Raw genomic sequence first — 23,357 nt, 5'->3', positions numbered from 1 at the left:
CACGTCCGGCACCACGCGGAACGACGACGATGCGGCAGTGGCTCTCGCGCACGGGCGCGGTGACCCTGGCCTTGCTCGTGGCCGGTTGCGCCGCGGAGCGGATCGGCCTGCCCGAGAAGACCGCGTCGGTCTCGGTCCCGGCGGCCGTTCCACGCATCACCGGCATCGAGTCCATCACCTCCCGAGAGCACAAGCGCCTGGTGGCGCTTTTCGGCGGCGAGTATTCCTGGCCGGCGGCCGAGAAGATGCTTAACGCGGTGATGGCCCGCGTCGCGGCCGCGGGGGAGCGCCCCGACCAGGGATATCGCGTCACCATCCTCAATTCGCCGGTCGTCAACGCCTTCGCCCTGCCCAACGGCAATCTCTACGTGACGCGCGGCCTGCTGGCTTTGGCCAACGACACGTCCGAGATCGCGGCCGTCATGGCGCACGAGGTGGCTCACGTCACCGCCAACCATGCCATGCAGCGCGCGGAACTCGAGCGCCGCTCCCAGCTCGTGAGCCGCGTGGTGTCCGAGGTGCTCGAAGACCCCGCCGCCGGCGAGGTGGTGCAGGCGCGCTCGCGCTTCTCGCTGGCCAGCTTCTCGCGCTCCCAGGAGCTGGAAGCCGACCAGATCGGCGTTCGCAGCATCGCCAAGGCCGGGTTCGACCCGTTCGGCGCGGCCCGCTTCCTGGCGTCGCTCGGGCGCCAGACCTCGATGCGCGCGACCATGCTCGGCGAGAAGCCCGGGCAGCAGGGCATGAACTTCCTGTCGACACATCCTTCGACCCCCGAGCGCGTTGCGCAGGCGCTGTCGGCGGCGCGGTCGATCGGCGGGCCGGGCATCGGTGAGAGCGACCGGCAGTCCTACCTTGCCGCCATCGACGGCATCACCTTCGGCGACGATCCGAACGAGGGCATGGTCAGGAACACCAAGTTCCTGCACCCGCAGCTCGGCTTCACCTTCTCCGCCCCGCCCGGATTCGTGCTCGAGAACTCCTCCAGCGCAGTGGTGGGCCTCACGCCCGGCGGTGCCCAGGCCCTGCGGTTCGACAGCGTCAAGCTGCCCGAGGGCCAGACTCTCTCCACCTACATGGCGTCGGGATGGATCGAGGGTGCCAAGCTCGGCCCCATCGAGGACATCTCGGTGAACGGGCTGACCGCCGTCACCGCCTTTGCCAAGGGTGAGGACTGGAGCTTCCGGCTGGCCGCGATCCAGCTCGGCGCGGGCACCTACCGCTTCATCCTGGCCTCGAAGGCGATGACCCCGGACCTCGACAGGACCTTCCGCCAGGCGATCGACAGCTTCCGGGCCATGACCCCGGCGGAGATCGCCACCGCGCGGCCGCTTCGGCTGGTGCTGGTCACGGCCAAGCCAGGCGACACGGCGGAAAGCCTTGCGGGACGCATGGCGACGACGGACAGGGCCGTCGACCGCTTCCTGGTTCTGAACGGGCTCGACCGCCCGAGCGCCGTGAAGCCCGGGCAGTCGTACAAGATCGTCGTGGAATGAGCGAGGCCCCCGAGGGGCTTCAGACCATGGCCATCGCGGCTTCCGGATGACGGTCGAGAAGAGCCCGCCGGAGCTTTTCCATGGCCCGGCTCTCGATCTGGCGGACGCGTTCCTTCGAGATGCCCAGCCGGTCACCCAGCGATTCGAGCGTCGCGCTCTCCTCGGACAGGCGTCGGGCCTGCAGGATGTTGAGCTCGCGGTCCGAGAGCACGCCCAGGGCCGAGCGCAGCCAGCTCAGGCGACGCTCGGTGTCGATGGACTCGCTCACCGCCTCGTCCGGCAGTGGCTGGGTGTCGATGAGGAAATCCATGCGCTCGGTCGAGCCGCCGGAATCCTCGCTGAGCGGCGCGTTGAGCGACATGTCGGAGCCCGACAGTCGCGCATCCATCACCGCCACGTCGTCCCGTGACACGCCGACGGCGTCCGCGATGCTCTGGTGGATGTCGACCGTCGTGTCGCCGGCCGCGGCCTGGGACAGCCTCGCCCGCAGACGCCGCAGGTTGAAGAACAGGGCCTTCTGCGCGGAGCTCGTCCCGCCGCGCACGATGGACCAGTTGCGCAGGATGTAGTCCTGGATGGAGGCGCGGATCCACCAGGTGGCGTAGGTCGAGAAGCGGACCTCCCGGTCCGGCTCGAACCGGGCTCCCGCCTCCAGCAGGCCGACATGGCCTTCCTGGATGAGGTCCGCCATCGGCAGTCCGTAGTGCCGGAACCGGGCGGCGATCGCGATCACCAGCCGCATATGGGCGGCGGCGAGACGGTGGAGGGCATCCTCGTCCCCCTCGTCCTTCCACCGCACGGCCAGGGCGTGCTCGTCTTCCCGTGTCAGGAAGGGCGCGTCCATGGCTGCCTTGACGAACCTGCGTCGTACGCCTGCGATCTCGCCCATGACCCCGCCCTCTACCCGGTGCTGGAATCCAATACGGAAAAGTCAAGGATCGGATCACCACGGAGTCCGATCGCTCGGAACCCGGTCCGTCATGGTGCGAACGACAGCCGCGATCACCCGGTTCCCCGGGACGCGCCACAAGGGCGCGGAAAGCCGATTTCCCTTATCGCCACGCTTGCAGTAACAGGAGCGGCGAAACGGGAGCTTCGATGTTCAAGCGCCTCTACGACTGGACTGTTTCTCTTGCGGCGTCGCCGCGCGCGCCCTGGGCCCTGGGCCTCGTGTCGTTTGCGGAAAGCTCCTTCTTCCCCATCCCGCCGGACGTGGTCCTGGCCCCGATGGCGCTGGCCCGGCCCGACCGGGCGTGGCATTACGCCGCGGTCTGCACGGTCACGTCCGTGCTCGGTGGCATGCTGGGCTACCTGATCGGCTGGCTGCTGTTCGACAGCGTCGGGCTCTGGCTCCTCAACCTCTACGGGCTGGGTGACAAGATCGAGTCCGTCCGCACCTGGTACGCGGCCTGGGGCGCGCTGTTCATCCTGATCAAGGGGCTGACACCCATCCCCTACAAGGTCGTCACCATCGTCAGCGGCGCGTTGGGCTACAATTTCCCGATGTTCGTGCTGCTGTCGGTGCTCACCCGCGGCGCGCGCTTCTTCATCCTCGCGGGCATCTTCAACCGGTGGGGCACCCCGTTGAAGGCCTTCATCGAGCGACATCTCACGGCCGTCGCCCTCGGCAGCATCGCCTTCATCGTCGCGGGCTTCTGGCTGCTGACCCGCCTCGCCTGACCGGGAGATCCGCCGATGGCCCAGTCCACGTCCCTTCGCAGCCTGGCCGGCACCCTCACCCGGCCCTCGGTCGCGGCCTCCACGGTGGCGGCGGTGGCCCTGGCGACGATCCTGGGGGCCCTGTACATCGAGCACGTGCTGGGCGTGAAGCCCTGCGAACTCTGCCTGAAGCAGCGGATCCCCTACTATGCCGGCGTCCCGCTCGCGGTCGTCGTGGCGGTCGCCGCCTCGCGCGCCCGCACCGGGCTGAGACCGGCCGTGGGCCTGTGCCTCCTGGCGCTCGTGTTCGCCGTGGGGGCGGTGATGGGCGGCTATCACAGCGGTGTCGAATGGGGCCTGTGGGCGGGTCCCAGCGATTGCACGGGCACCATCGCCAAGCCCGCGGCCATGTCCGACTTCCTGAAGCAGCTCGATACGGTGAAGGTGGTTCGCTGCGACGAGGTCGCGATGCGCATCTTCGGTCTGTCGCTCGCGGCCTGGAACGCCGTGATCGCGGCCGGCCTCGCCGCTCTCGCCCTGGCGGGCGCCGCGCGGGCCTTCGCCACGGCGCCCCGCTGACCCTTCGGGCGTCCCCGGCATCTCACAGCTTTTGAATCTTTGTCTCAGTCCGGCTTGCACCTCCCTCTCCGCGTTTTGGCCGGGCTTGGCCCGGCCATCCACGACTTCAGGATGGCCCCGGCAAAGTCGTGGATGCCCGGGCCAAGCCCGGGCAGGACGGCTGAGAGGGTGTTGTGAACGCGAAAACTGAGGCACGGGTCGACCCGCGAGGTTGATTCACAAGGTCTCACGACACGATGGACGCATTCGCCGTGGCGCGGGCGCAGTCTTGCCGGCTCTAGCGTCCCGTCTTCTCTTTCAGTTCATCGATGCGCAGGGACGCGTCCGCCTTGTCGAGAGCGGGATCGAACGCCTCCGGCTCGTGAGCCTCCTCGGACAAGGTCTTCAGATAGCTCGCCTGGGCGCCGGTCATGGGCTCCTCGCCCGTCACCCAGTCCTGCGGATCCTTGATCCGATTGGATGGGCCGTCCGAAGCAGACGCCTGCTTGGGATTGGCCGACCGGGGCGGTGCCGAGCTGGCAGGCGCAGACATGGAAGGCGCAGACTTGGAAGGGGCAGATTTGGCAGGGGAAGCTTTCGCCGACGATCGGGCCATGGGCCGTCTCCTGTTCCTTTTTTGTTCGCCCTTTCAACGGCTGCGCCGCGAGCCGGTTCCCGAACGGCGTGCCGGCCATGCAATTGGGGCCTCCCCAGCCGGCGATGCGCGCCTTAGGCTGCCGCTGATACCGAACGCCCGCCGGAGCTTGTCGTGACCAGCCTGATCGATCTTTCGGCCGCCGAACTCGGGCCGCTCTATGCCAGGCGCGCGGTGAGCCCGCGCGAGGTCATCGACGCGGTGATCGCCCAGATCGAAACGTGCGAACCGCTGGTGCAGGCGCTCTATGCCTTCGATGCGGACGGCGCCCGTGCCGCCGCGGACCGGTCGACGGTGCGGTGGATGCGGGACGAGGCGCGCGGGCCGCTCGACGGCGTTCCCGTCACCATCAAGGAAAACATCGCCACGCAGGGTGTTCCGGTGCCGCTCGGCTGCGCCGCCACCGAGCTCACGCCGGCGACGGCCGATGCGCCCCCGGCCCAGCGGCTGCGGGACGCCGGCGCGGTGATCTTCGCCAAGACGACGATGCCGGACCTGGGGATGCTCACGTCGGGCCTGTCGAGCTTCCATCCGCTCGCCCGCAATCCCTGGAACCTCGATCGCAACCCGGGAGGATCGAGCGCCGGTGCGGCCGCCGCGGGGGCCGTCGGGTATGGGCCGCTGCATCTGGGCACGGACATCGGCGGCTCGGTGCGCCTGCCGGCGGCGTTCTGCGGTCTCGTGGGGCTGAAGCCGAGCCACGGCCGGGTGCCGATCGACCCCGCCTATCTCGGCCGCATCGCCGGCCCCCTGACCCGCACCGTGGCGGACACCGCCCTGATGATGGCGACGATCGCGCAGCCGGACTGGCGCGATCCGACCGAACTGCCCCCGTCCGGCATCGACTGGCGCCAGGCGACGGTCGGCACCGAGGGGGCGGTGCGCGGCCTGCGGGTGGGCCTGATGGAGGAGGCCGGGGCGGGCCTTCCCGTCGCTCCGGCCGTCGCGGCGGCGCTGCAGGAGACGGCGGCCATGCTGCGGGAGGCCGGGGCCGAGATCGTACCGGTGCGCCCGATCCTGACCCGGGCGATGCTGGACGGCCTCGACGACTTCTGGCGCGTGCGGGCCTGGGACGACGTGTCGAAGCTGCCGGCGGAGCGGCGGGCGCTGATCCTGCCATATATCCGCCAGTGGGCGGAATCGGGCGCGGCCCGGTCCGGGCTGGAGGTCATGCGCGGCTACAACCAGACCCATGCGATGCGGATCGCGGGGGCGCGGCTGTTCCACGATCTCGACTTCGTGCTGTCGCCCACCTGCCCGGTCGTCGCCTGGGGGGCCGAACTGGCGAGCCCGGTCCACGATCCCGAGGAGCCCTTCGAGCACATCGGCTTCACGGTTGCCTGGAACATGGCCGAAAACCCGGCCGTCTCGGTCAACTGGTCCTACGATCCCGACGGGATGCCCATCGGCATGCAGGTCGCCGGTCGTCGCTTCGACGATCTCGGCGTGCTGCGGGTCGCCCACCTGATCGAGACCCGGCGCCCGGCGCAGCGGCCGTGGCCCACGACGCCCCACCGGGCGTGACCGGTCAGGGCTCCAGCTCGGAATCCCAGTAGAGGTAGTCCAGCCAGCTGTCGTGCAGGTAGTTCGGCGGGAACAGGCGGCCGTTCTGGTGCAGGTCGTGCACGGACGGCGCGTAGGGATGCTGCGCCGGCCACATACCGACGTCGCGGGGCATGCGGTCGCCTTTGCGCAGGTTGCAGGGGGAGCAGGCGGCGACGACGTTGTCCCAGGTGGTCTGTCCACCTTTCGAGCGGGGAATGACGTGGTCGAAGGTCAGGTCTTCGCGCGAGCCGCAATACTGGCAGGTGAAACGATCACGCAGGAAGACGTTGAAGCGCGTGAAAGCCGGATGGCGCGAGGGCTTGACGTAGGTCTTGAGCGAAACGACGGACGGGAGGCGGAGCTCGAAGTTCGGACTTCGGACCGTCTTGTCGTAGTGCGAGACGATGTTCACCCGGTCCAGGAAGACGGCCTTGATGGCGTCTTGCCAGCTCCAGAGCGAAAGGGGGTAGTAGCTCAACGGGCGATAATCCGCGTTGAGCACCAGCGCCGGGCAGGCTTCCGGCGATACGGGCTGGTGAACGTGGATCGTCACCGAGACCGACTCCTTCGACCGCGACGGGACATATCCGTCCCGATTCACAGTCTATAAGGAGCGTGACGCCCTTGTGAAGCCGGTGCGGCGGGGGTGTGGCCGCGTCTTTCGCCGCAGCGTCACGCCTGGCGGTCGACCACGAGCCCGGTGCCGGGAGCGGGCGACGGCGGCGCCGAGGCCTCCACGGACTTGTCGATCATCGCGATCAGCTGCTGCTCGGCCTGATTCTGGGCCTTGATCACGGCATAGCCCGCCCGCTGCGTGAGCAGGTCCTGCTGGGCGCTGATCAGCGAGGCGGCGATATCGGCGGGTCCGGTCGTCATAAGGGCAGGATAGCCCCCATGGGTTGCCGAATTGTAAGCTCGATCGTGGAAACGTGAGCGGACCCGCTACAGCACGAACCGGCTCAGATCCGCGTTCTTGGCGAGATCCCCCACCGCCTTGTCCACGTAGGTCCCATCGATGGTGATCGTTTCGCCGGCCCGGTCGGGCGCGGTGAAGGAGATCTCGTCGAGGATTCGCTCCATCACCGTCTGCAGGCGCCGGGCCCCGATGTTCTCGACGCTGGAGTTGACCTGCACGGCGATGCGCGCCACCGCGTCGATGGCATCGTCGGCAAAGCCCAGCGTCACGCCTTCGGTCGCCAGGAGCGCCACGTACTGCTTCACGAGGCTCGCCTCGGTGTCCGTGAGGATGCGCCGGAAATCGGCCTCGTCGAGCGAGTTCAGCTCGACGCGGATGGGCAGGCGGCCTTGCAGTTCCGGCAACAGGTCGGATGGCTTGGACACGTGGAAGGCGCCGGACGCGATGAACAGGACGTGGTCCGTCTTCACCGGGCCATGCTTGGTCGACACCGTCGTGCCCTCGATCAGCGGCAGCAGGTCGCGCTGCACCCCCTCGCGGGAGACGTCCGCCCCGCCCCTGCCCTCGCGGGCGCAGATCTTGTCGATCTCGTCGAGGAAGACGATGCCGTTGTCCTCGACCTGCCGAATGGCCTCGGCGACGATCTGGTCCTGGTCCAGGAGCTTGTCGCTTTCCTCCGCCACCAGGGGGTCGCGGGCTTCCGCCACGGTCAGCCGGCGGGCCTTGGTGCGCCCGCCCATGGCCTTGCCGAAGATGTCGCCGATGGAGATCGCCCCCACCGAGGCGCCCGGCATGTTCGGCAGCTCGAACATCGGCATCCCGCCCGAGGCCTGCTGGAACTCGATCTCGACCTCCTTGTCGTCGAGTTCGCCGGCGCGCAGCTTGCGGCGGAAGCTGTCGCGGGTGGCAGCGCTCGAGCCGGGACCGACCAGCGCGTCGAGGACGCGCTCCTCGGCCGCCTTCTCGGCACGGGCCTCGACGTCCTTGCGGCGCGCCTCGCGCACGAGGCCGATGCCCACCTCGACGAGGTCGCGGACGATCTGCTCGACGTCGCGGCCGACATAGCCGACTTCCGTGAACTTGGTGGCCTCGACCTTGAGGAAGGGCGCACCGGCCAGCCTTGCGAGACGGCGGGAAATCTCCGTCTTGCCGCAGCCGGTGGGGCCGATCATCAGGATGTTCTTCGGCAGCACCTCCTCGCGCATCGGCCCGGTGAGCTGCTGGCGGCGCCAGCGGTTGCGCAGGGCGATGGCCACCGCGCGCTTGGCGTCGCGCTGGCCGACGATGAAGCGGTCGAGCTCGGAGACGATCTCGCGCGGTGAGAAGGTGGTCATTCCGTGTCCAGGCTCTCGATGGTGAGATTGGAATTCGTGTAGACGCAGATGTCGGCGGCGATGCCCAGGCTTTTGCGCACGATCGCCTCGGCGTCGAGTTCGGTGTCGACCAGGGCGCGGGCCGCGGCGAGCGCGTAATTGCCGCCCGAGCCGATGGCCATGACGCCGTCGTTGGGCTCGAGCACGTCGCCGTTGCCCGACAGCACCAGGCCCACCTTGCGGTCGGCGACGAGCATCATGGCTTCCAGGCGGCGCAGGTAGCGGTCGGTGCGCCAGTCCTTGGCGAGTTCGACGCAGGCCCGCATCAGCTGCCCGGGATATTGCTCGAGCTTGGCCTCCAGCCGCTCGAACAGGGTGAACGCGTCGGCGGTGGCGCCGGCGAAGCCGATGATCACGTCCCCCTTGCCCAACCGGCGCACCTTGCGGGCGTTGCCCTTCATCACCGTCTGGCCGAGGCTCACCTGGCCGTCGCCGCCGATGACGACGCGCCCGCCCTTCCGCACCATCAGGATCGTCGTGGCGCGCCAGCGCTTGTCGTCGTGTTCGGCCATGGCTTTCTCCCTCCACCCGCCGGCGGAGCGTTACCTGCGAGCCCTTCATGTAGGCAAGCCCGGCCGCGCCACCAAGGAGGCTTGGTGACAGGACACCAGCCATGCTGCACAGTCATGAGGCAACCGAGGTGGTATTCGGGCACGCGAGTTGCTAGAAGCCCGTCCGTTGCCCATTCCTGCCGGGCCCGAGCCCGGGGCGAGGAGAATTCCATGCGTGCCGCGAGCCTGTCGCGCAAGACGGCCGAGACGGACGTCTCGGTCAGCATCGCCATCGACGGTACCGGCCGGTCGGAGATTGCGACCGGCGTCGGTTTCCTCGACCACATGCTGGAACTGCTCGCCCGCCACGCCCTGTTCGACATCACCGCCCGCTGCACGGGCGATCTACACGTGGACCAGCACCACACGGTCGAGGACGTGGGGATCGCGCTCGGCCAGGCCTTCCTCCAGGCGCTCGGCGACAAGCGCGGCATCCGCCGCTATTCCAGCGTGCACCTGCCCATGGATGAGACTCTCAGCCGCGTGTCGATCGACATCTCCGGCCGGCCCTTTCTGGTCTTCCGGACGGAGTTCCCGCGGGAAAAGATCGGCACGTTCGATACCGAACTCGTGCGCGAGTGGTTCCAGGCCTTCGCCATGAACGGCGGCATCACGCTGCACGTCGAGACGCTCTACGGCGACAACGCCCATCATATCGCGGAGAGCTGTTACAAGGGTCTGGCCCGCGCCTTGCGTGAGGCCTGCTCCCTCGATCCGCGCGAAGAGGGTCGCGTACCCTCGACCAAGGGCAGTCTCTGAGGCGTCGTCATGGTGTCCTATCTCGTCCACCTTCCCGCGGAGGCGCGTCCCGGCTCCGCGGACGGACTGGACCGCATGGTCCTGGTGAAGGACCGCTTTCACTGGCTTGCCTTCCTCGTTCCGCTGGTCTGGCTGCTGTTCAACCGGCTCTGGCTGCCGTTCCTCGTCGTCCTGGCGGCCACGGTGGCTGTCGCGGTGGCGGATACGCTCCTCTCCCTGCCGGATCAGCTCACCTTCGCGCTGCAGGCGCTGCTGGGACTCGGCGTCGGCGTGTTCGCCGCCGAACTGAAGAGCCGTGGACTGTCCCGGCGCGGGCTGCCGCTGGCCGGCGTCGCGACGGGCGCCGACGAGGATGAGGCGGCGCGCCGCTTCGCCGATCGCTGGCTGGCTTCGCCGACCGACGCGGCCGTCCCGACGGGTGTGGCCCCGGCCGCCCCGGCGTCCGGGCGAGGTACCTATGCGGCGCCGGCCGTGCTGGGGCTGTTCCCGGAGGCAGGGCGGTCATGAGCACTGTCGCCATCATCGACTACGGCTCGGGCAACCTGCACTCGGCCCAGAAGGCCTTCGAGCGCGCGGCGCGCGAGGCGGGCCTCGCGACCACGATCCAGGTCACGAGCGACCCGGCCGCCGTGCTGGCGGCCGAGCGTATCGTCCTGCCCGGCGTCGGCGCTTTCGCCGACTGCCGCGCCGGCCTCGACGGCGTCACCGGCATGGTGGACGCGCTGGAAGAGGCCGTTCGGCGGCGCGGGCGGCCGTTCCTCGGCATCTGCGTCGGCATGCAGCTCATGGCGGCCCGCGGCCTCGAATACGTCACGAGCACGGGGCTCGGCTGGATCCCCGGCGACGTGACGCTGATCGAGCCGAATGATCCGTCGCTCAAGATCCCGCACATGGGCTGGAACACGCTGTCCCTGTGCCGCGACCACGCGCTGCTGTCGGGCATTCCGACCGGGCCGGACGGGTGGCACGCCTATTTCGTGCACTCCTACCATCTTGCGGCCGCGCAGCGCGCCGACGTGGTGGCCGAGACCGAATACGGCGGCCCGATCACCGCCGTGGTTGGCCGCGACAACGTGGTCGGCACGCAGTTCCATCCCGAAAAGAGCCAGAAGCTCGGGCTCGCCCTCATCACCAATTTCCTCAGGTGGCGCCCGTGATCCTGTTTCCTGCGATCGACCTCAAGGAGGGTCGCTGCGTCCGCCTGGTACAAGGCGACATGGCGCAGGCCACGGTGTTCAACGACGATCCCGCCGCGCAGGCCAAGGCCTTCGAGGACCAGGGCTTTCCGTGGCTGCATCTCGTCGACCTGGACGGCGCCTTCGCCGGCAAGCCGATGAACGCGGCGGCGGTGGAGGCCATCCTGGCGCGGGTCGGCGTGCCGGCGCAGCTCGGCGGCGGCATTCGCGACATGAAGACCGTCGAGGGCTGGCTGACCCACGGCATCCGCCGCGTGATCATCGGCACCGCCGCGGTGCGCGATCCCGAGTTCGTCCGCGAGGCGGCCCGCCGCTTCCCCGGCCGGATCGCCGTCGGCATCGACGCCAAGGACGGCCGCGTCGCCGTGGAGGGCTGGGCCCGCCTGTCGGAGATGTCCGCCGAGGATCTCGGCCGCCGCTTCGAGGACGTCGGCGTCGCCGCCATCGTCTACACCGACATCGCCCGCGACGGCGTGCTGAAGGGCCTCAACATCGAGGCGACGCTGGCGCTGGCCAATGCCGTCGGCATCCCGGTGATCGCGTCGGGTGGATTGGCCTCGATCGAGGACGTGAAGCGCCTGCTCGAACCCGATTGCGCCGTCCTCGAGGGCGCCATTTCCGGCCGTGCGCTCTACGATGGCCGGCTCGACCCGACAGAGGCTCTCGCCCTCATCCGGGAGGCGGCCGATGCTTAAGGTCCGCGTGATCCCGTGCCTGGACGTCAAGGACGGGCGAGTGGTGAAAGGCGTGCAGTTCCTGGATCTCCGGGATGCCGGCGATCCGGTCGAGAGCGCCATCGCCTATGACAAGGCCGGCGCCGACGAGCTCTGCTTCCTCGACATCACCGCCAGCCACGAGAACCGGGGCACGCTGCTCGACGTCGTGACCCGGACGGCCGAGGCCTGCTTCATGCCGCTCACGGTGGGCGGAGGCGTCCGCACCGTCGACGACATCCGCAACCTGCTGCTTGCCGGCGCGGACAAGGTGTCGATCAACACGGCCGCCGTGAACGACCGGCAGTTCGTGCGGCGCGCCGCCGAGAAGTTCGGCGTCCAGTGCATCGTCGTGGCGATCGACGCCAAGCGCGTCTCGGCGGACGGCGAGCCCGACCGCTGGGAAATCTTCACCCATGGCGGGCGTCGCCCGACCGGCCTCGACGCGATCGCCTATGCGGAAGAGGTCTGCGAGCTGGGCGCGGGCGAGATCCTGCTCACCTCCATGGACCGCGACGGCACCAAGATCGGCTATGACGTGGCCCTGACCCGGGCCATCGCCGACGCCGTGCCGGTCCCGGTCATCGCCTCCGGCGGCGTGGGACATCTCGACCACCTGGTCGACGGCGTGCGCGACGGGCATGCCAGCGCCGTCCTCGCCGCCTCGATCTTCCATTTCGGCGAACACACGATCCGCGAGGCCAAGGAGCGCCTGGCGTCCGCAGGTCTGCCGGTGAGGATGGACTGATGGCCTTCTCGCTCTCCGATCTCGAGAATTTCCTCGCCGTCCGGGCCACGGCATCGGCCGAGGAATCCTATACGGCCAAGCTCGTCCAGAAGGGGCCCGCCTACGCGGCGAAGAAACTGGGCGAGGAAGCGGTCGAGGCGGTGATCGCCGCCGTCGAGGGCGACCGAAAGGCGCTCGTCATGGAAAGCGCCGACGTGCTGTATCATCTGTTGGTCGTACTTCGCACACGCGGTATTGCATTGCAGGATGTGGTCTCGGAGCTGGAGCGGCGCACGGCGCAGTCCGGTCTTCAGGAAAAGGCCTCGCGCCCGGCCGGCTGATCGCCGCCGTCGATCAGGACAGTACCCATGGACGCCCGCGTTGCCATCGGCCAGGGGCAGGAGGACTACTCCGCCTTCCGCGTGTTCAGCCGCAACGAGTGGGCGGCGCTGCGCGCCGACACGCCCCTCACCCTGACCGTCGACGACCTGATGCGGATCCAGTCTCTCAACGACCCGATCTCGCTCGAGGAGGTGGTGGCGATCTACCTGCCGCTGTCGCGCCTGCTCTCGCTCTACGTCGCCGCCACGCAGGGCCTGTTCAAGGCGACGCAGCGCTTCCTGATGGCCGAGGACGGCAAGGTCCCCTACGTCATCGGGATCGCCGGATCGGTTTCGGCCGGCAAGTCGACGACGGCGCGCGTGCTGCGCGCCCTGCTCTCGCGCTGGCCCAACACCCCCAAGGTCGAGTTGGTCACGACCGACGGCTTCCTCCACCCCAATGCCGTGCTCTCGCGCGAGGGGATCATGGAGAAGAAGGGCTTCCCGGAAAGCTATGACGGCTCGGCCCTGATCCGCTTTCTGTCCGAGGTGAAGGCGGGCCGCGCCCATGTGGAGGCGCCGGTCTATTCGCATCTCGTGTACGACGTGGTGCCCGGCGAGACCGTGAGCGTCGACCGGCCGGACATCCTCATCGTCGAGGGCCTCAACGTCCTTCTGCCGAGCCGCATGGGCAAGGACGGCAAGGCCGTTCCCTTCGTCTCGGACTTCTTCGACTTCTCGGTCTACCTGGATGCGGACGAGGATCTGCTCGAGAAGTGGTACGTGCAGCGCTTCATGCGGCTGCGCGAAACCGCCTTCCGCGATCCGCGCAGCTACTTCAAGAAATACGCGGACCTGACGGACGCCGAGGCCGAGGCCACGGCGCGCGGGATCTGGCACCGCACCAACCTGCCCAACCTGCGCGACAACGTGCTCCCCACCCGGCCCCGCGCCGACCTGGTGCTGACCAAGGGCGCCAGCCACCGCATCGAGCAGGTCGCGTTGCGCAAGCTCTGAGCGCTGTGTTTCACGTGAATCACTGAGCGCTGAACCCGGGCGGGACGCGGGCCGATCCGCTCCCGGATCCCCGGCGCGTCCCCTCGCACATGTTCCCGACCGGGGCTGGCCCGGTCGGTTGGAAGGCTCGTCGTTGGCGCGAGGCGTTGACCCTCAGAGCAGGCCTTCCTGCTCGGCGAGGGCCTTGAGGCTCGCTTCGGGACGGGCGCCGACGTGCTGGATGATCTCGGCGGCAGCGAGGCCGCCGAGGCGGCCGCAGGTCACCGCGTCGCGGTCGCGGGCAAGGCCGAACAGGAACCCCGCGGCGAAGAGGTCGCCCGCGCCGGTGGTGTCGACGAGCTTCTCGATGGGGAAGGCCGGGACGGCGTGGGTCTCGTCACGGGTGACGACCAGGCAGCCCTCGGCGGAGCGGGTCACGACCCCCAGCACCTTTTCGTCGCGCAGCGCCGCCAGGGCCGTGTCGAAGTCCGCCGTCTGGTAGAGGCTCTTCAGCTCGTGCTCGTTGGCGAAGAGGATGTCGAGGGCCCCTCCCCGCATCAGGCCGAGGAACTCGTCGCGGAAGCGGTCGACGCAGAAGCTGTCGGACAAGGTGAGCGCGACCTTGCGGCCCGCCGCGTGGGCCATGCCGGCCGCCGTGCGGAAGGCCTCCTTGGCGTGCTCGCGGTCCCACAGATAGCCCTCGAGATAGACGAAGGCGGAGGCGGCGACGGTCTCCTGGTCGACGTCGGCCGGTGCCAGGTTCTGGCAGGCGCCGAGATAGGTGTTCATCGTGCGCTCGCCGTCCGGCGTCACGAGGATGAAGCTGCGGGCCGTTGCCGGGCCGTCCTCGGCGGGCTTGGTGGCGAAATGCACCCCGTTGGCCCGGATGTCGTGGGTGAAGTGACGGCCGACTTCGTCCGACTTGACCTTGCCGATATAGGCGGCCCGTCCGCCGAAGGACGCGACGCCGACGATCGAGTTGGCGACGGAGCCGCCCGAGATGATCGTCGCCGGGCCCATGGCCGCATAGAGACGCTCGGCTTCCGGCTCGTCGATCAGGCGCATGGCGCCCTTGTGAAGCTCGTTCGCCAGGAGAAAGGCCTCGTCCGTTCGGGCCAGCACATCGACGATGGCGTTGCCGAGGCCGAGGACGTCATAGCGAAGGTCGGTCATGGATGCTCCTCAGGGCGGGCCGGGCACCGGCCGCTTCGGTTGCGCTCACTGGCATCGGGACCGCCGGGGGTCAAGGTCCGCCTTGGTCAGCGCGCCGCGGACGCCTTGTCCAGAACGGCCTCGAGCGCCGCGAGGTCCTCGTCCGACAGCTCGGCGATGCTGCGCGACAGGCGGTTGGCGACCCGCGTGGCCCGGGACGACAGGCCGGCCGTATCGACGACGACGCGGGGATGGGACATGTCGGCCAGCCGCTGCAGCGCCTCCGCATCGTCCCAGATGACGTTGAAATACTGGATGACGCGCTGGACGAACCCCCAGCTCGGCCGACCCCGCCGGCCGTGCTCCAGCGCCGACAGATAGGTCGGCGACACGTCGAGCGCGCGGGCCATGTCGATCAGCGCGATCCCGCGCTCGGCGCGCAGCGCGCGCAGCCGCTCGCCGAACGGCGTCACGACCAGGCGTCCGTTCGGCTGCGCCGGCGCAGGCGAACGTAGAGGGCGCCCGAGCCGCCGTGGTGGGCCACCGCCTCGTCGAAGCCCAGCACCGCCGGGCGCAGGTCCGGCAGGCGCAGCCAATGCGGCACCACGCGGCGCAGGACACCGCGCTCCTCGAAGAGCCCGCCCCTCTCCTGCGGCGCGCTGCCGCCCTTCCCGGTCACGACGAGCACGACCATGTGGCCGGCCGCCTGGCCGCGCAGGATGAAATGGCGCAGCGCGTCATGGGCCTCGGCCTGGCGCATGCCGTGCAGGTCGATCACGGCGTCGATCGGCTGGCTGCCCCGCGAGAGACGCTGCTTGAGCCGCCGTTCGATCGGAGCGAGGGGCGGAGCCGGTGGCGGCGAAGGCGGACGGACGGGTGCCGCGGCAACCGGCGCGACGGATTTCCCGGACGGCGCGGGCTCGGCCTTGACGGGCTGCGGCGGCGTTTCGACGGCCGGCTCGGCGAGGCGGCCATTCAGGGGGGCCACGTGGCGCGTGACGTGGGACCAGAGCGCCTGCTCGTCGCCGGTGAGTGTACGGCGCCGACGCATCACTCGCCGTCCGTGGCCGGCAACAGCACGACGAAGCCGGGGCGGTGGCGGACCTGGCCGGCCACGACACCGGCCTCCTCGCCCCAGCCGCAGAACAGATCCGCCCGGGCCGGGCCGAGGATGGCCGAGCCGGTGTCCTGTGCGACGGTGAGCGCGCGGAAGCTGCGGGTGGAGCCGCCAGGGGTCGGCAGGTCGAGATCGAGCCAGACGGGAAGACCATACGACCAGAGCGTCCGGTCGACCGCGATCGACCGCCATGGGGTGAGCGGGACGGAGGCGGCGCCGATGGGTCCGGCGGCCGGGTCCATGCCCTCCCCCAGCGCGAAGAAAATATACGAGCGGTTGAGCCGCATGATCCGGCGCGCGTCGTCGGGATGGGCCCGGAGCCAGGCCTTCAGCTTGGCCAGGGTCATGGTCTCGAGGTCCATGTGGCCCTCGGCGACGATGACGCGCCCGATCGAGGTGTAGGGCCAGCCGTTGCGCCCCGCATAGACGAGGCGCCTGACGCCGCCGTCCGGCAGGACCACGCGCGCGGACCCCTGGACCTGCGCCAGGAAGAGTTCGACGCGATCGGGCAGCCAGAGCAGTTCAAGGCCCTTGCCGTCGAGCGCCCCGTCCTCGATCGCCGCCCGGTCGGGATAGGGCCGAAGCCCCTCCGGCGTGCGCCGCGCGGCCTGCAGCGTGGGGTCGAGACCGGCAGGGGCTTCACCAGGCCGCAAGGTGACGAGGTCGTCCGGGCGGCCCAGCGCGGGAATCGGGAAAGCCTCGCTGCGCGTGGTGGAGCCGGCGATTTCGGGTTCGTAGTAGCCGGTGAGGAAGGGGCTGCCCTCGGCGGGCTTCACCCGCCAGGCCTTGAACCGCGCCTCGAACCAGCTGCGGCTGTCCGCGCCGACGGGAGGCTCGGCCAGCGCTTCGCGACAGATTTTCAGGAGACCGGCGGGCGGCGGCAGGCCTGGCCGGAGCACGGGATCGGTGCCCAGGAGTGTCTCGCACCCACCACGGAAGACCGTGAAGGCGGCCGCATGGTCGTCCGCGTCCCAGCCCGGGAGGTCACGGAACCGAACCGGTTCCAGGGTCGAGCCCCCCGGACCGGGCCTCGACGTCGCTTCGGCGGGCTGGGTCATGGCGAGGGCTGTCAGAAGCGCGGCCCCGACAAGAACGGGGCCGCGGGCGATCAATGTCCGGACTCGGTCGCGATCAGCTTCCAGTTCGGATCGCGCGAGTTCAGGTCGCGGCTGAAAGTCCAGATGTCCGTCACGTCGACGACCTTGTCCGGGGCTCCGTCGATCACGGTGCCGGCCTTGTCGTAGGTCGCCGTGATGAGCTTCGACACGAAATGCAAGGTGATCTGGGCGACCTTGCCGCGGACCTGGGCGTCGGCGATGTCCGACTTGTCGATGGATACGAAGGTGGTCTCGATGCGGTCGCCGCGCTTCTCGCGCTCGGTGATCGCGCCGACGAAGCCGTCGAACACGTCCTTCGACAGGAGGTCCTTCAGGACTCGCTTGTCGCCCTGGGCAAAGGCCGTGACGATCATCTCGTAGGCCGCCTTGGCGCCCTCGCGGAACTCACGCAGGTCGAAGGTGCGGTCGGTGGCCAGGATCGCGTCGAGGTTGGCGGCCAAGGGCGAACCGGGCTCGGCGAACCCCTTCCAGCGGTCGGGATCGGCGACGGGTTCGGCCCCCGGGGCGTCGTCCTGGCCGCGACCGGGCATGCGGACGACGTTGGTGTCGTTCGCCGGCGGCGGGGCCTGCGGCGGTTCCGACCGACGCATGATCTCGGCCGGGGTCCGCTCGTGCCCGGTGCGCGTGCCGAGGACGGACCGCAGCTTCCAGATCACGAACACGGCCAGCGCCAGGAAGATGATGGTCGTCAGATCGAAGGAATCCTGCATGAGTGCCGTCCAGTCCACCCGAAGGCCGGCACCTTGCCGACTCCTCAGCAGCATATATGGAAGAACTGTCGTCTTATCCACCCGGTGGCACAACCCTCACGCCGTCCGGGCGTTTACCGCTTGCATCCGTCGGGGGGGCCGCGGACGTCGCGATGCCTTGTGACAGGCCCCGGTTCCATGCTAGCCCGCATGCGACGTGGACCCATCGGTCCGCACCAAGGTGAACCGGGTGGGACCCGGGCAGGGAGACCAATCGATGGCAACCACCAACGGAACCACACCTCCGGCCGGCGAAGAGGCGATGCCCTCTCTCAATGCCCTCGCCCAGTACATCAAGGATCTGTCCTTCGAGAACCCGAACGCCCCGCGTTCGCTGCAGCCGCAGAACCAGGCTCCCAACATCGGGATCTCGGTCAACGTCAACGCCAAGCAGCTCTCCGATACGGACTTCGAGGTCGACCTCACGCTCGAGGGCAAGGCCGGCGAAGCCCCGAACCTGCTGTTCTCGTTCGAGCTCGTCTATTCGGGCGTGTTCCGCCTGCAGAACATCCCGGAAGAGAACCGCCATCCGGTCGTCATGATCGAATGCCCGCGGCTGCTCTTCCCGTTCGCGCGGCAGATCGTCGCCGATGCGGTGCGCAACGGCGGCTTCCCGCCCCTGTTCATCGACCCGATCGACTTCGCGGCGCTGTTCCGCCAGCGGATCTCGGAGATGCAGGGCCAGGGCGCTCCCGTCAGCGCCTGAGCCTGCCGCATCGCGGACGCGTTTGAAGCCGGCCCTCGTGGCCGGCTTTTTCGTGTGAGGGTCAAGGTGGGGTGGCTTGAATGCACGCGACCCGCTCGGTCGTCCGGCCCGGGCTCGGCGCCCGGGACGCGGCTCACGAAGCCGCGCGTTCTTCGCCGTCCGAGAGATAGGTCGCCCACAGCGCGGTTCCGCCCAGGGTCCCCACGAAAGCCTTGTGGGCCTGGATCTCGGCTTCGCTCAGGCGCGGCGGAAGCGGGGCCGGGCGCACCAGGGTCCGGGCAGTCGCCGTGCGGGTCCGAACGGGATCGGCGCTGCGCACCTCCGCCAGTCCGAGGTCGGCCTGACGGCCGCCGAGAAGCTCGACATAGACCTCGGCCAGGATCTCGGCGTCGAGCAAGGCGCCGTGCTTGGTGCGGCGCGAGTTGTCGATCCCGTAGCGCTGGCAGAGCGCGTCGAGGCTGTTGGGGGCGAAGGGATGCTTGCGCCGCGCGATAGCCAGCGTGTCGACGACGCGCTGCTCCTCGACGGCCGCGTGACCCAGCCGGGCCAGCTCGGCGTTCACGAAGGCCACGTCGAACGACGCGTTGTGCGCGACCAGCCGGGCATCGGCGATGAACGCCACGAACGCGTCGGCGATCGCCGAGAACACGGGCTTGTCGGAGAGGAAGGCGGAGGAGAGGCCGTGGACCTTGAAGGCCTCCTCCGGCATGTCCCGCTCGGGATTGAGGTAGACGTGGAAGGTGTTGCCCGTGGGGATGTGGTTCAGCATCTCCACGCAACCGATCTCGACGATCCTGTCGCCACCGTTGGGATGGAGGCCCGTCGTCTCGGTGTCGAACACGATCTCTCGAACGGCCATCGGCCCATGTCTCTCCGTTTGCGCCAGCCCCGGGTCGGTCGACCTTTGGACCGGTCAGCCTTTCGACCCGTCGACCTTGCCCGGCCGACCGGCCAGGCAGCGGACCAGGTCGAGGACCTGGCGGCGGGCCGCGTCGAACCCCCGGCCGGTGTCGATCACCGCGTGCGCGCGCTGTCGCTTCACCGAATCAGGAACCTGACGGGCGAGAATCGCCTCGAACCGCTCGGGCGTCATCCCCGGACGGGCCAGAACGCGTGACCTTTGCACAGCCGCCTCCGCCGAGACCACCACGACGGCGTCGCAGCGGCGCTCGCCGCCGGTCTCGAACAGCAGCGGGACGTCGAGCACGACCAGGGGCCGCGCCGACCAGTGCTCCAGGAAGGCCGCCTTGTGGGCGGTGACGAGGGGATGCACGATGGCTTCGAGCCGGCGCATCGCCTCCTCGTCGCGCAGGACGCGGGCCGAGAGCGCGGGCCTGTCCACCACGCCGTCGCGGACGGTCCCCGGAAAGGCGGCCTCGATGAGCGGTGCCGCGGCGCCCGCATAGAGAGCGTGGACCGCCGCATCGGCGTCGTGCACCGGAATGCCGAGCTCGCGGAACATGCCCGCCGTCGCGGACTTGCCCATGCCGATGGACCCCGTCAGGCCGAGGATGAAGCTCACGGCATCAGTCCTTCCCCGCGAAACCAGGCGAGCAGCGGCAGCAGCGGCAGCCCCATGATGGTGAAGTGGTCCCCGTCGATGGCATCGAACAGCGTCACGCCGGCGCCCTCGACCTGGTAGCCGCCGACGCTGGCCAGGACCGCGTCTCCGGCGACCTCCAGGTAGCGCTCGATGGCGGATCCACTGAGCGGGCGCACCGACAGAACGGCGAGGCTCTCGGCCTCGAATACCACGGCGCCGTCTCTCGCCAGCGCGGCCGCCGACCGCAGCACGTGGCGTCGCCCGGCCATGCGCGCAAGCTGGCGGGCGGCATCGGCACGATCGCGCGGCTTGTGCAGCGGGGTTTCATCCAGCGTCAGCGTCTGGTCCGCGCCCAGCACGAGGCGTCCAGGGCATCGGCGCGACACGTCGAGCGCCTTGGCCGATGCGAGCAGGCCCGCCATGTCCTGCGCGCCGCGCCCGGCCTGGAGAGCCTCGGTCTCGAGCGCCCGCTCGTCGACCTCCGGCGGGCGCACCTCGCAGGCGACCCCGGCCTTCTCGAGCATCTGCCTGCGCGTCGCGCTGCCCGAGGCGAGGATGACGGGCTCGGATGCGAGCCACAGGGCGCTCATTCGGCGATGAACCGCATGCGATGGGCCCGGTAGAGCTCCAGGATCGCCGCGGCCGTCTCCTCGATGGAGCGCCGGGTGACGTCGATCACCGGCCAGTTGTTGCGGGCGCAGAGCTTGCGGGAGAAAGCGACCTCCTCCGTGACGGCGGCCTTGTCGACATAGGGGCTGTCCTCCGGGGCGTTGAGCGTGAGGAGCCGGTTCTGTCGGATCTGGACGATGCGCTCGGGCGTGGCCACCAGCCCGACCACCAGCGGCTTGCGGACGGTTTCGAGCTGGGGCGGAGGCGGGATGTTGGGGACGAGCGGAATGTTAGCCGTCTTGATGCCGCGGTTGGCGAGGTAGATCGAGGTCGGTGTCTTGGACGTGCGGCTGATGCCCACGAGCACGACGTCGGCGGTGTCGAGATCGTGGGGAAGCTGCCCGTCGTCGTGGATCATCGTGTAGTTCAAGGCGTCGATGCGCTTGAAGTACTCGCCGTTCAGGACGTGCTGGGCGCCGGGACGCTGGGTCGATGCCGTGCCGAGATAGGACTGGAACAGCATCAGCACGGGGTCGAGCACCGAGAGGCAGGGACAGCCATACTCCTGGCAGGCATCCTCGAGCCGCTTGGCGAGCTCGGGTTCCACGAGGGTGTAGAGGACGATCCCCGGCGAGGCTTCCAGCTCGTTCAGCACGCGATCGAGCTGGGCGGAGGAGCGCACCAGCGGATAGACATGCTCGATGGCCGAAATTCCCTGGTATTGCGCCGCGGCTGCCCGGCTGACCGCGATCAGCGTTTCGCCCGTCGCGTCCGAAACCAGATGGAGATGGAAATAGCTGCGGTTCACGCGCGCCCCCCGATGCCTTGCGTGCTTCGACAGCCCTGTGGATGGCTGTGGATGAGCGTGGATGACTCCCCCTCACCGCCGCGGCAGCGCCGAGTCACTGTGGCGCGCACCCACCGCGCGATCAACAGGGCTCTTGCGGGGGACACGATCCCGCCGGTTTTGGCCACAGCTGGGGACAGCGCGCCGAGGCGGGCCCGATCCGCCGCATCCATGAGGCCAGAGCCCATGCGAATCCTTAAGGAAGTGTTAACGCCCATCCGGCGCGAGCCTGGACGGGCGCTTGGCGTTGACAGGGCCAACTTGTGCACGGCCTGTGGACGACTTGGAAACCCGGCATCTCCCGGTCTAGAAACAAACTCAGAGAGTCCTTGAATCAAAAGGTCTATGAAGTGGCCCCTTCGTCCACAGCCGTGCCTAGCCCGACCGGAAAGCCGCTTCTCGACGTCCTGAACGGACACCGCCAATCCAGGCCTCCGATCTGGATCATGCGGCAGGCGGGTCGTTATCTCCCCGAGTACCGCGAGCTGAGGACCAAGGCGAAGTCCTTCATCGACTTCTGCTACACGCCGGCGATGGCCACCGAGGCCACCCTGCAACCCATCAGGCGCTACGGCTTCGACGGGGCCATTCTCTTCAGCGACATCCTGGTCGTCCCGGACGCCCTGGGCCAGCAGGTCAGCTTCGCCGAAGGCGAAGGCCCACGCCTGCCTCCCATCACCTCGATGGAGGCTCTCAAGGGGCTCTCCGAAGAGATCGATCTGGAGCGCCTGGGACCGGTCTTCGAGGCGATCGAGCGCATCAAGGGTGCGCTGCCCCGCGAGACCACCTTCCTGGGCTTCTGCGGGGCTCCCTGGACCGTGGGCAGCTACATGGTGGCGGGCAAGGGCACCCCGGAGCTCGCACCGTCGCGGCTGATGGCCTATCGCGATCCCGCGTTCATGGACACCCTCATCGATCGGCTGGTCGTAGCCTCGACCGCCTATCTCATCCGGCAGTTCCAGGCCGGCGTCGATGCGGTCCAGATCTTCGAGAGCTTTGCCGGGGCCCTGACCCCCGACGCCTTCGACCGCTGGTCGATCAAGCCGATCTCCCGGATCATCGCGGGCGTCCGGAAGGCGGTCCCCGGGGCCAAGATCATCGTCTTCACGCGGAACGCCGGCGTCGGTCATGCGCGGGTCATCGAGACCGGCGCGGATGCCGCCGGCCTGGACTGGGGCGTGGACGGGCGTTGGGCCGCCAAGACCCTGCAGCCGCACATCGCCGTCCAGGGCAACCTCGACCCGCTGACGGTCGTGGCCGGTGGCGACGCCATGCTGCGTGGCATCGACCGGGTGCTCGAGGACTTCGGCGGCGGCCGCCACATCTTCAATTTCGGGCATGGCATCGTGCCCGAGACCCCGCCGGAGCACGTGGCCACGCTGGTCCGCCGCGTCCGCGGCCAGTAAGGACAGGGCGATGTACGACTGGATCAAGGCCCTTCACGTCATCGCCGTGATCGCCTGGATGGCGGCGATCCTCTATCTGCCGCGGCTCTACGTCTACCACGCCTCGGCCACGCCGGGCTCCGAGCTGTCGGAGACGTTCAAGGTGATGGAGCGCCGGCTCCTGAAGGCGATCATGACGCCGGCGATGATCGTCGCCTGGCTGGCGGGCCTCTGGCTGGTCTGGCAGGGCGGCTGGCTCAAGTCCGGCTGGCTGCACGCCAAGCTGCTGCTCGTGCTCGGTATGACCGGCGTTCACGGTCTCCTCGCGGCATGGCGCAAGGGGTTCGCCGAGGATCGCAACACGCGCTCGGCGACCGTCTACCGCGTCTGGAACGAGGTCCCGACCCTGCTGATGATCCTCGTCGTCATCCTGGTGGTGGTGAAGCCGTTCTGAGGGTTCGGGGTTGTTGGCTGGCCCCCATGCTCCACGGCTTGGACGTGACCCGGATACCGACCCAATCTCCTCATCCTGAGCCACGGCCCGTTGGGCCGTGAGTCGAAGGACGCACAATCGCACCGCTCTACGATCCTGCGTCCTTCGACACGGCCGCTGCACGGCCGGCTCAGGATGGAGACCTTTGCGCGAAGACACTGCGAGTGATGTGGCTCA

The 23,357-nt window shown here is 69.1% G+C and carries 30 protein-coding genes; 15 read left to right on the top strand and 15 right to left on the bottom strand.

Annotation, left to right across the window (positions count from 1 at the left end; translation table 11 throughout):
- The first annotated feature begins 29 nt into the window (after window positions 1-29).
- Window positions 30-1,493 carry a M48 family metalloprotease gene (locus Q0Q47_RS28060; RefSeq protein ID WP_293867961.1) on the top strand — a complete coding sequence of 488 codons (1,464 nt, stop codon included), beginning with the start codon at window positions 30-32 and terminating at the stop codon, window positions 1,491-1,493.
- Window positions 1,494-1,512: 19 nt separating this feature from the next.
- Here the strand turns inward: Q0Q47_RS28060 and Q0Q47_RS28055 are convergent, their stop codons facing one another.
- Window positions 1,513-2,382 carry an RNA polymerase factor sigma-32 gene (locus Q0Q47_RS28055; RefSeq protein ID WP_293867959.1) on the bottom strand — a complete coding sequence of 290 codons (870 nt, stop codon included), beginning with the start codon at window positions 2,380-2,382 and terminating at the stop codon, window positions 1,513-1,515.
- A 209-nt stretch (window positions 2,383-2,591) separates the two neighbouring features.
- Here Q0Q47_RS28055 and Q0Q47_RS28050 point away from each other — a divergent pair, with 209 nt between their 5' ends.
- On the top strand, window positions 2,592-3,173 hold the full coding sequence (locus tag Q0Q47_RS28050) for a YqaA family protein (RefSeq protein ID WP_293867957.1): 582 nt from the start codon (window positions 2,592-2,594) through the stop codon (window positions 3,171-3,173).
- Window positions 3,174-3,188: 15 nt separating this feature from the next.
- Window positions 3,189-3,731, top strand: a complete 543-nt coding sequence (locus Q0Q47_RS28045) for a disulfide bond formation protein B (protein WP_293867955.1) — start codon at window positions 3,189-3,191, stop codon at window positions 3,729-3,731.
- A 277-nt stretch (window positions 3,732-4,008) separates the two neighbouring features.
- On the opposite strand, the gene Q0Q47_RS28040 is transcribed toward Q0Q47_RS28045, so the two are convergent.
- Window positions 4,009-4,326, bottom strand: a complete 318-nt coding sequence (locus Q0Q47_RS28040) for a DUF3072 domain-containing protein (RefSeq protein ID WP_367278322.1) — start codon at window positions 4,324-4,326, stop codon at window positions 4,009-4,011.
- Between Q0Q47_RS28040 and Q0Q47_RS31210 the strand changes: the two genes are divergently transcribed.
- Together Q0Q47_RS31210 and Q0Q47_RS28035 are read left to right on the top strand one after the other, a co-directional pair.
- Window positions 4,262-4,483, top strand: a complete 222-nt coding sequence (locus Q0Q47_RS31210) for a hypothetical protein (protein ID WP_367278321.1) — start codon at window positions 4,262-4,264, stop codon at window positions 4,481-4,483. The two genes, Q0Q47_RS28040 and Q0Q47_RS31210, sit on opposite strands and share 65 nt — an antisense overlap.
- On the top strand, window positions 4,480-5,889 hold the full coding sequence (locus Q0Q47_RS28035) for an amidase (RefSeq protein WP_293867953.1): 1,410 nt from the start codon (window positions 4,480-4,482) through the stop codon (window positions 5,887-5,889). The genes Q0Q47_RS31210 and Q0Q47_RS28035 overlap by 4 nt, the downstream gene beginning before the upstream one ends.
- A 4-nt stretch (window positions 5,890-5,893) precedes the next feature.
- On the opposite strand, the gene Q0Q47_RS28030 is transcribed toward Q0Q47_RS28035, so the two are convergent.
- From Q0Q47_RS28030 to hslV, 4 genes are all read right to left on the bottom strand, one after another.
- Complete coding sequence (locus tag Q0Q47_RS28030) at window positions 5,894-6,463, bottom strand: HNH endonuclease (RefSeq protein WP_293867951.1); 570 nt, start codon at window positions 6,461-6,463, stop codon at window positions 5,894-5,896.
- Between the two features lie 119 nt (window positions 6,464-6,582).
- Window positions 6,583-6,786: a hypothetical protein gene (locus tag Q0Q47_RS28025; protein ID WP_293867949.1), complete on the bottom strand. Its 204-nt coding sequence runs from the start codon at window positions 6,784-6,786 to the stop codon at window positions 6,583-6,585.
- A 66-nt stretch (window positions 6,787-6,852) separates the two neighbouring features.
- Window positions 6,853-8,160 (bottom strand): ATP-dependent protease ATPase subunit HslU, encoded by a 1,308-nt coding sequence (gene hslU, locus Q0Q47_RS28020; protein WP_293867947.1) that lies wholly within the window; start codon window positions 8,158-8,160, stop codon window positions 6,853-6,855.
- Window positions 8,157-8,711, bottom strand: coding sequence for an ATP-dependent protease subunit HslV (gene hslV, locus Q0Q47_RS28015; RefSeq protein ID WP_293867945.1), 555 nt, complete (start codon window positions 8,709-8,711; stop codon window positions 8,157-8,159). Before hslV ends, hslU begins: the two co-directional genes overlap by 4 nt.
- Before the next feature lie 210 nt (window positions 8,712-8,921).
- On the opposite strand from hslV, the gene hisB reads away from it, so the two are divergent.
- Genes hisB through coaA form a run of 7 tightly spaced genes read left to right on the top strand, consistent with a single transcriptional unit; the run spans window position 8,922 to window position 13,482 of the window.
- Window positions 8,922-9,509: an imidazoleglycerol-phosphate dehydratase HisB gene (gene hisB, locus Q0Q47_RS28010; RefSeq protein ID WP_293867943.1), complete on the top strand. Its 588-nt coding sequence runs from the start codon at window positions 8,922-8,924 to the stop codon at window positions 9,507-9,509.
- Between the two features lie 9 nt (window positions 9,510-9,518).
- Window positions 9,519-10,016: a DUF2628 domain-containing protein gene (locus tag Q0Q47_RS28005; protein WP_293867941.1), complete on the top strand. Its 498-nt coding sequence runs from the start codon at window positions 9,519-9,521 to the stop codon at window positions 10,014-10,016.
- Window positions 10,013-10,666 (top strand): imidazole glycerol phosphate synthase subunit HisH, encoded by a 654-nt coding sequence (hisH, locus tag Q0Q47_RS28000; RefSeq protein WP_293867939.1) that lies wholly within the window; start codon window positions 10,013-10,015, stop codon window positions 10,664-10,666. The genes Q0Q47_RS28005 and hisH overlap by 4 nt, the downstream gene beginning before the upstream one ends.
- Window positions 10,654-11,400, top strand: a complete 747-nt coding sequence (gene hisA / locus Q0Q47_RS27995; protein ID WP_293867937.1) for a 1-(5-phosphoribosyl)-5-[(5-phosphoribosylamino)methylideneamino]imidazole-4-carboxamide isomerase — start codon at window positions 10,654-10,656, stop codon at window positions 11,398-11,400. The genes hisH and hisA overlap by 13 nt, the downstream gene beginning before the upstream one ends.
- Window positions 11,393-12,166, top strand: coding sequence for an imidazole glycerol phosphate synthase subunit HisF (hisF, locus tag Q0Q47_RS27990; RefSeq protein WP_293867935.1), 774 nt, complete (start codon window positions 11,393-11,395; stop codon window positions 12,164-12,166). The genes hisA and hisF overlap by 8 nt, the downstream gene beginning before the upstream one ends.
- Window positions 12,163-12,486 carry a phosphoribosyl-ATP diphosphatase gene (locus tag Q0Q47_RS27985; RefSeq protein WP_293867981.1) on the top strand — a complete coding sequence of 108 codons (324 nt, stop codon included), beginning with the start codon at window positions 12,163-12,165 and terminating at the stop codon, window positions 12,484-12,486. Before hisF ends, Q0Q47_RS27985 begins: the two co-directional genes overlap by 4 nt.
- 27 nt (window positions 12,487-12,513) lie before the next feature.
- The gene (gene coaA, locus Q0Q47_RS27980) at window positions 12,514-13,482 is read left to right on the top strand and encodes a type I pantothenate kinase (RefSeq protein ID WP_293867933.1); all 969 of its coding nucleotides are present in this window, start codon (window positions 12,514-12,516) and stop codon (window positions 13,480-13,482) included.
- A gap of 153 nt (window positions 13,483-13,635) precedes the next feature.
- Here the strand turns inward: coaA and Q0Q47_RS27975 are convergent, their stop codons facing one another.
- The 5 genes from Q0Q47_RS27975 to Q0Q47_RS27955 all read right to left on the bottom strand — a co-directional run bounded on the left by Q0Q47_RS27975 (window position 13,636) and on the right by Q0Q47_RS27955 (window position 17,558).
- Window positions 13,636-14,634, bottom strand: coding sequence for an adenosine kinase (locus Q0Q47_RS27975; protein ID WP_293867931.1), 999 nt, complete (start codon window positions 14,632-14,634; stop codon window positions 13,636-13,638).
- Window positions 14,635-14,720: 86 nt separating this feature from the next.
- Entirely contained in the window at window positions 14,721-15,086 is a 366-nt protein-coding gene (locus tag Q0Q47_RS27970) for a helix-turn-helix transcriptional regulator (protein WP_293867929.1), read from the bottom strand.
- On the bottom strand, window positions 15,083-15,664 hold the full coding sequence (locus Q0Q47_RS27965; RefSeq protein WP_293867927.1) for a Smr/MutS family protein: 582 nt from the start codon (window positions 15,662-15,664) through the stop codon (window positions 15,083-15,085). Before Q0Q47_RS27965 ends, Q0Q47_RS27970 begins: the two co-directional genes overlap by 4 nt.
- Window positions 15,664-16,788 carry an MltA domain-containing protein gene (locus Q0Q47_RS27960; RefSeq protein ID WP_293867925.1) on the bottom strand — a complete coding sequence of 375 codons (1,125 nt, stop codon included), beginning with the start codon at window positions 16,786-16,788 and terminating at the stop codon, window positions 15,664-15,666. The genes Q0Q47_RS27965 and Q0Q47_RS27960 overlap by 1 nt, the downstream gene beginning before the upstream one ends.
- A gap of 50 nt (window positions 16,789-16,838) precedes the next feature.
- Window positions 16,839-17,558: a Tim44/TimA family putative adaptor protein gene (locus Q0Q47_RS27955; RefSeq protein WP_293867923.1), complete on the bottom strand. Its 720-nt coding sequence runs from the start codon at window positions 17,556-17,558 to the stop codon at window positions 16,839-16,841.
- 256 nt (window positions 17,559-17,814) lie between these two features.
- Between Q0Q47_RS27955 and secB the strand changes: the two genes are divergently transcribed.
- On the top strand, window positions 17,815-18,303 hold the full coding sequence (gene secB / locus Q0Q47_RS27950; protein WP_293867921.1) for a protein-export chaperone SecB: 489 nt from the start codon (window positions 17,815-17,817) through the stop codon (window positions 18,301-18,303).
- A 133-nt stretch (window positions 18,304-18,436) separates the two neighbouring features.
- Here the strand turns inward: secB and dnaQ are convergent, their stop codons facing one another.
- The 4 genes from dnaQ to Q0Q47_RS27930 are packed head-to-tail and all read right to left on the bottom strand — an operon-like array spanning window position 18,437 to window position 21,263.
- Window positions 18,437-19,162, bottom strand: a complete 726-nt coding sequence (dnaQ, locus tag Q0Q47_RS27945) for a DNA polymerase III subunit epsilon (RefSeq protein WP_293867919.1) — start codon at window positions 19,160-19,162, stop codon at window positions 18,437-18,439.
- Between the two features lie 54 nt (window positions 19,163-19,216).
- Entirely contained in the window at window positions 19,217-19,825 is a 609-nt protein-coding gene (gene coaE / locus Q0Q47_RS27940) for a dephospho-CoA kinase (protein WP_293867917.1), read from the bottom strand.
- Window positions 19,822-20,436 carry a Maf family protein gene (locus Q0Q47_RS27935; protein WP_293867915.1) on the bottom strand — a complete coding sequence of 205 codons (615 nt, stop codon included), beginning with the start codon at window positions 20,434-20,436 and terminating at the stop codon, window positions 19,822-19,824. The genes coaE and Q0Q47_RS27935 overlap by 4 nt, the downstream gene beginning before the upstream one ends.
- Complete coding sequence (locus Q0Q47_RS27930; protein WP_293867913.1) at window positions 20,433-21,263, bottom strand: pyruvate, water dikinase regulatory protein; 831 nt, start codon at window positions 21,261-21,263, stop codon at window positions 20,433-20,435. Before Q0Q47_RS27930 ends, Q0Q47_RS27935 begins: the two co-directional genes overlap by 4 nt.
- A gap of 410 nt (window positions 21,264-21,673) precedes the next feature.
- Here Q0Q47_RS27930 and hemE point away from each other — a divergent pair, with 410 nt between their 5' ends.
- On the top strand, window positions 21,674-22,708 hold the full coding sequence (hemE, locus tag Q0Q47_RS27925) for a uroporphyrinogen decarboxylase (RefSeq protein ID WP_293867911.1): 1,035 nt from the start codon (window positions 21,674-21,676) through the stop codon (window positions 22,706-22,708).
- A gap of 10 nt (window positions 22,709-22,718) precedes the next feature.
- Window positions 22,719-23,141, top strand: coding sequence for a protoporphyrinogen oxidase HemJ (hemJ, locus tag Q0Q47_RS27920; RefSeq protein ID WP_293867909.1), 423 nt, complete (start codon window positions 22,719-22,721; stop codon window positions 23,139-23,141).
- Window positions 23,142-23,357: the final 216 nt, after the last annotated feature.

Source organism: uncultured Alsobacter sp., from assembly GCF_945952055.1.
GTDB lineage: Bacteria > Pseudomonadota > Alphaproteobacteria > Rhizobiales > Beijerinckiaceae > Alsobacter.
The sequence above is the reverse complement of the archived record's forward strand: the minus strand, read 5'-3'. Positions and strand labels throughout refer to the sequence as shown.

Coding starts and splice junctions, on each gene's coding strand:
- hemJ (WP_293867909.1), top strand. CDS start 22,719: ATGTACGACTGGATCAAGGCCCTTCACGTCATCGCCGTGATCGCCTGG.
- Q0Q47_RS27965 (WP_293867927.1), bottom strand. CDS start 15,664: ATGCGTCGGCGCCGTACACTCACCGGCGACGAGCAGGCGCTCTGGTCC.
- Q0Q47_RS28045 (WP_293867955.1), top strand. CDS start 3,189: ATGGCCCAGTCCACGTCCCTTCGCAGCCTGGCCGGCACCCTCACCCGG.
- Q0Q47_RS27975 (WP_293867931.1), bottom strand. CDS start 14,634: ATGACCGACCTTCGCTATGACGTCCTCGGCCTCGGCAACGCCATCGTC.
- hisB (WP_293867943.1), top strand. CDS start 8,922: ATGCGTGCCGCGAGCCTGTCGCGCAAGACGGCCGAGACGGACGTCTCG.
- secB (WP_293867921.1), top strand. CDS start 17,815: ATGGCAACCACCAACGGAACCACACCTCCGGCCGGCGAAGAGGCGATG.
- Q0Q47_RS28005 (WP_293867941.1), top strand. CDS start 9,519: ATGGTGTCCTATCTCGTCCACCTTCCCGCGGAGGCGCGTCCCGGCTCC.
- hisF (WP_293867935.1), top strand. CDS start 11,393: ATGCTTAAGGTCCGCGTGATCCCGTGCCTGGACGTCAAGGACGGGCGA.
- Q0Q47_RS28055 (WP_293867959.1), bottom strand. CDS start 2,382: ATGGGCGAGATCGCAGGCGTACGACGCAGGTTCGTCAAGGCAGCCATG.
- coaA (WP_293867933.1), top strand. CDS start 12,514: ATGGACGCCCGCGTTGCCATCGGCCAGGGGCAGGAGGACTACTCCGCC.
- Q0Q47_RS28050 (WP_293867957.1), top strand. CDS start 2,592: ATGTTCAAGCGCCTCTACGACTGGACTGTTTCTCTTGCGGCGTCGCCG.
- hslV (WP_293867945.1), bottom strand. CDS start 8,711: ATGGCCGAACACGACGACAAGCGCTGGCGCGCCACGACGATCCTGATG.
- hslU (WP_293867947.1), bottom strand. CDS start 8,160: ATGACCACCTTCTCACCGCGCGAGATCGTCTCCGAGCTCGACCGCTTC.
- Q0Q47_RS27935 (WP_293867915.1), bottom strand. CDS start 20,436: ATGAGCGCCCTGTGGCTCGCATCCGAGCCCGTCATCCTCGCCTCGGGC.
- Q0Q47_RS28025 (WP_293867949.1), bottom strand. CDS start 6,786: ATGACGACCGGACCCGCCGATATCGCCGCCTCGCTGATCAGCGCCCAG.
- Q0Q47_RS27960 (WP_293867925.1), bottom strand. CDS start 16,788: ATGACCCAGCCCGCCGAAGCGACGTCGAGGCCCGGTCCGGGGGGCTCG.
- Q0Q47_RS31210 (WP_367278321.1), top strand. CDS start 4,262: ATGGAAGGCGCAGACTTGGAAGGGGCAGATTTGGCAGGGGAAGCTTTC.
- Q0Q47_RS28060 (WP_293867961.1), top strand. CDS start 30: ATGCGGCAGTGGCTCTCGCGCACGGGCGCGGTGACCCTGGCCTTGCTC.
- Q0Q47_RS27955 (WP_293867923.1), bottom strand. CDS start 17,558: ATGCAGGATTCCTTCGATCTGACGACCATCATCTTCCTGGCGCTGGCC.
- hisH (WP_293867939.1), top strand. CDS start 10,013: ATGAGCACTGTCGCCATCATCGACTACGGCTCGGGCAACCTGCACTCG.
- dnaQ (WP_293867919.1), bottom strand. CDS start 19,162: ATGGCCGTTCGAGAGATCGTGTTCGACACCGAGACGACGGGCCTCCAT.
- Q0Q47_RS28040 (WP_367278322.1), bottom strand. CDS start 4,326: ATGGCCCGATCGTCGGCGAAAGCTTCCCCTGCCAAATCTGCCCCTTCC.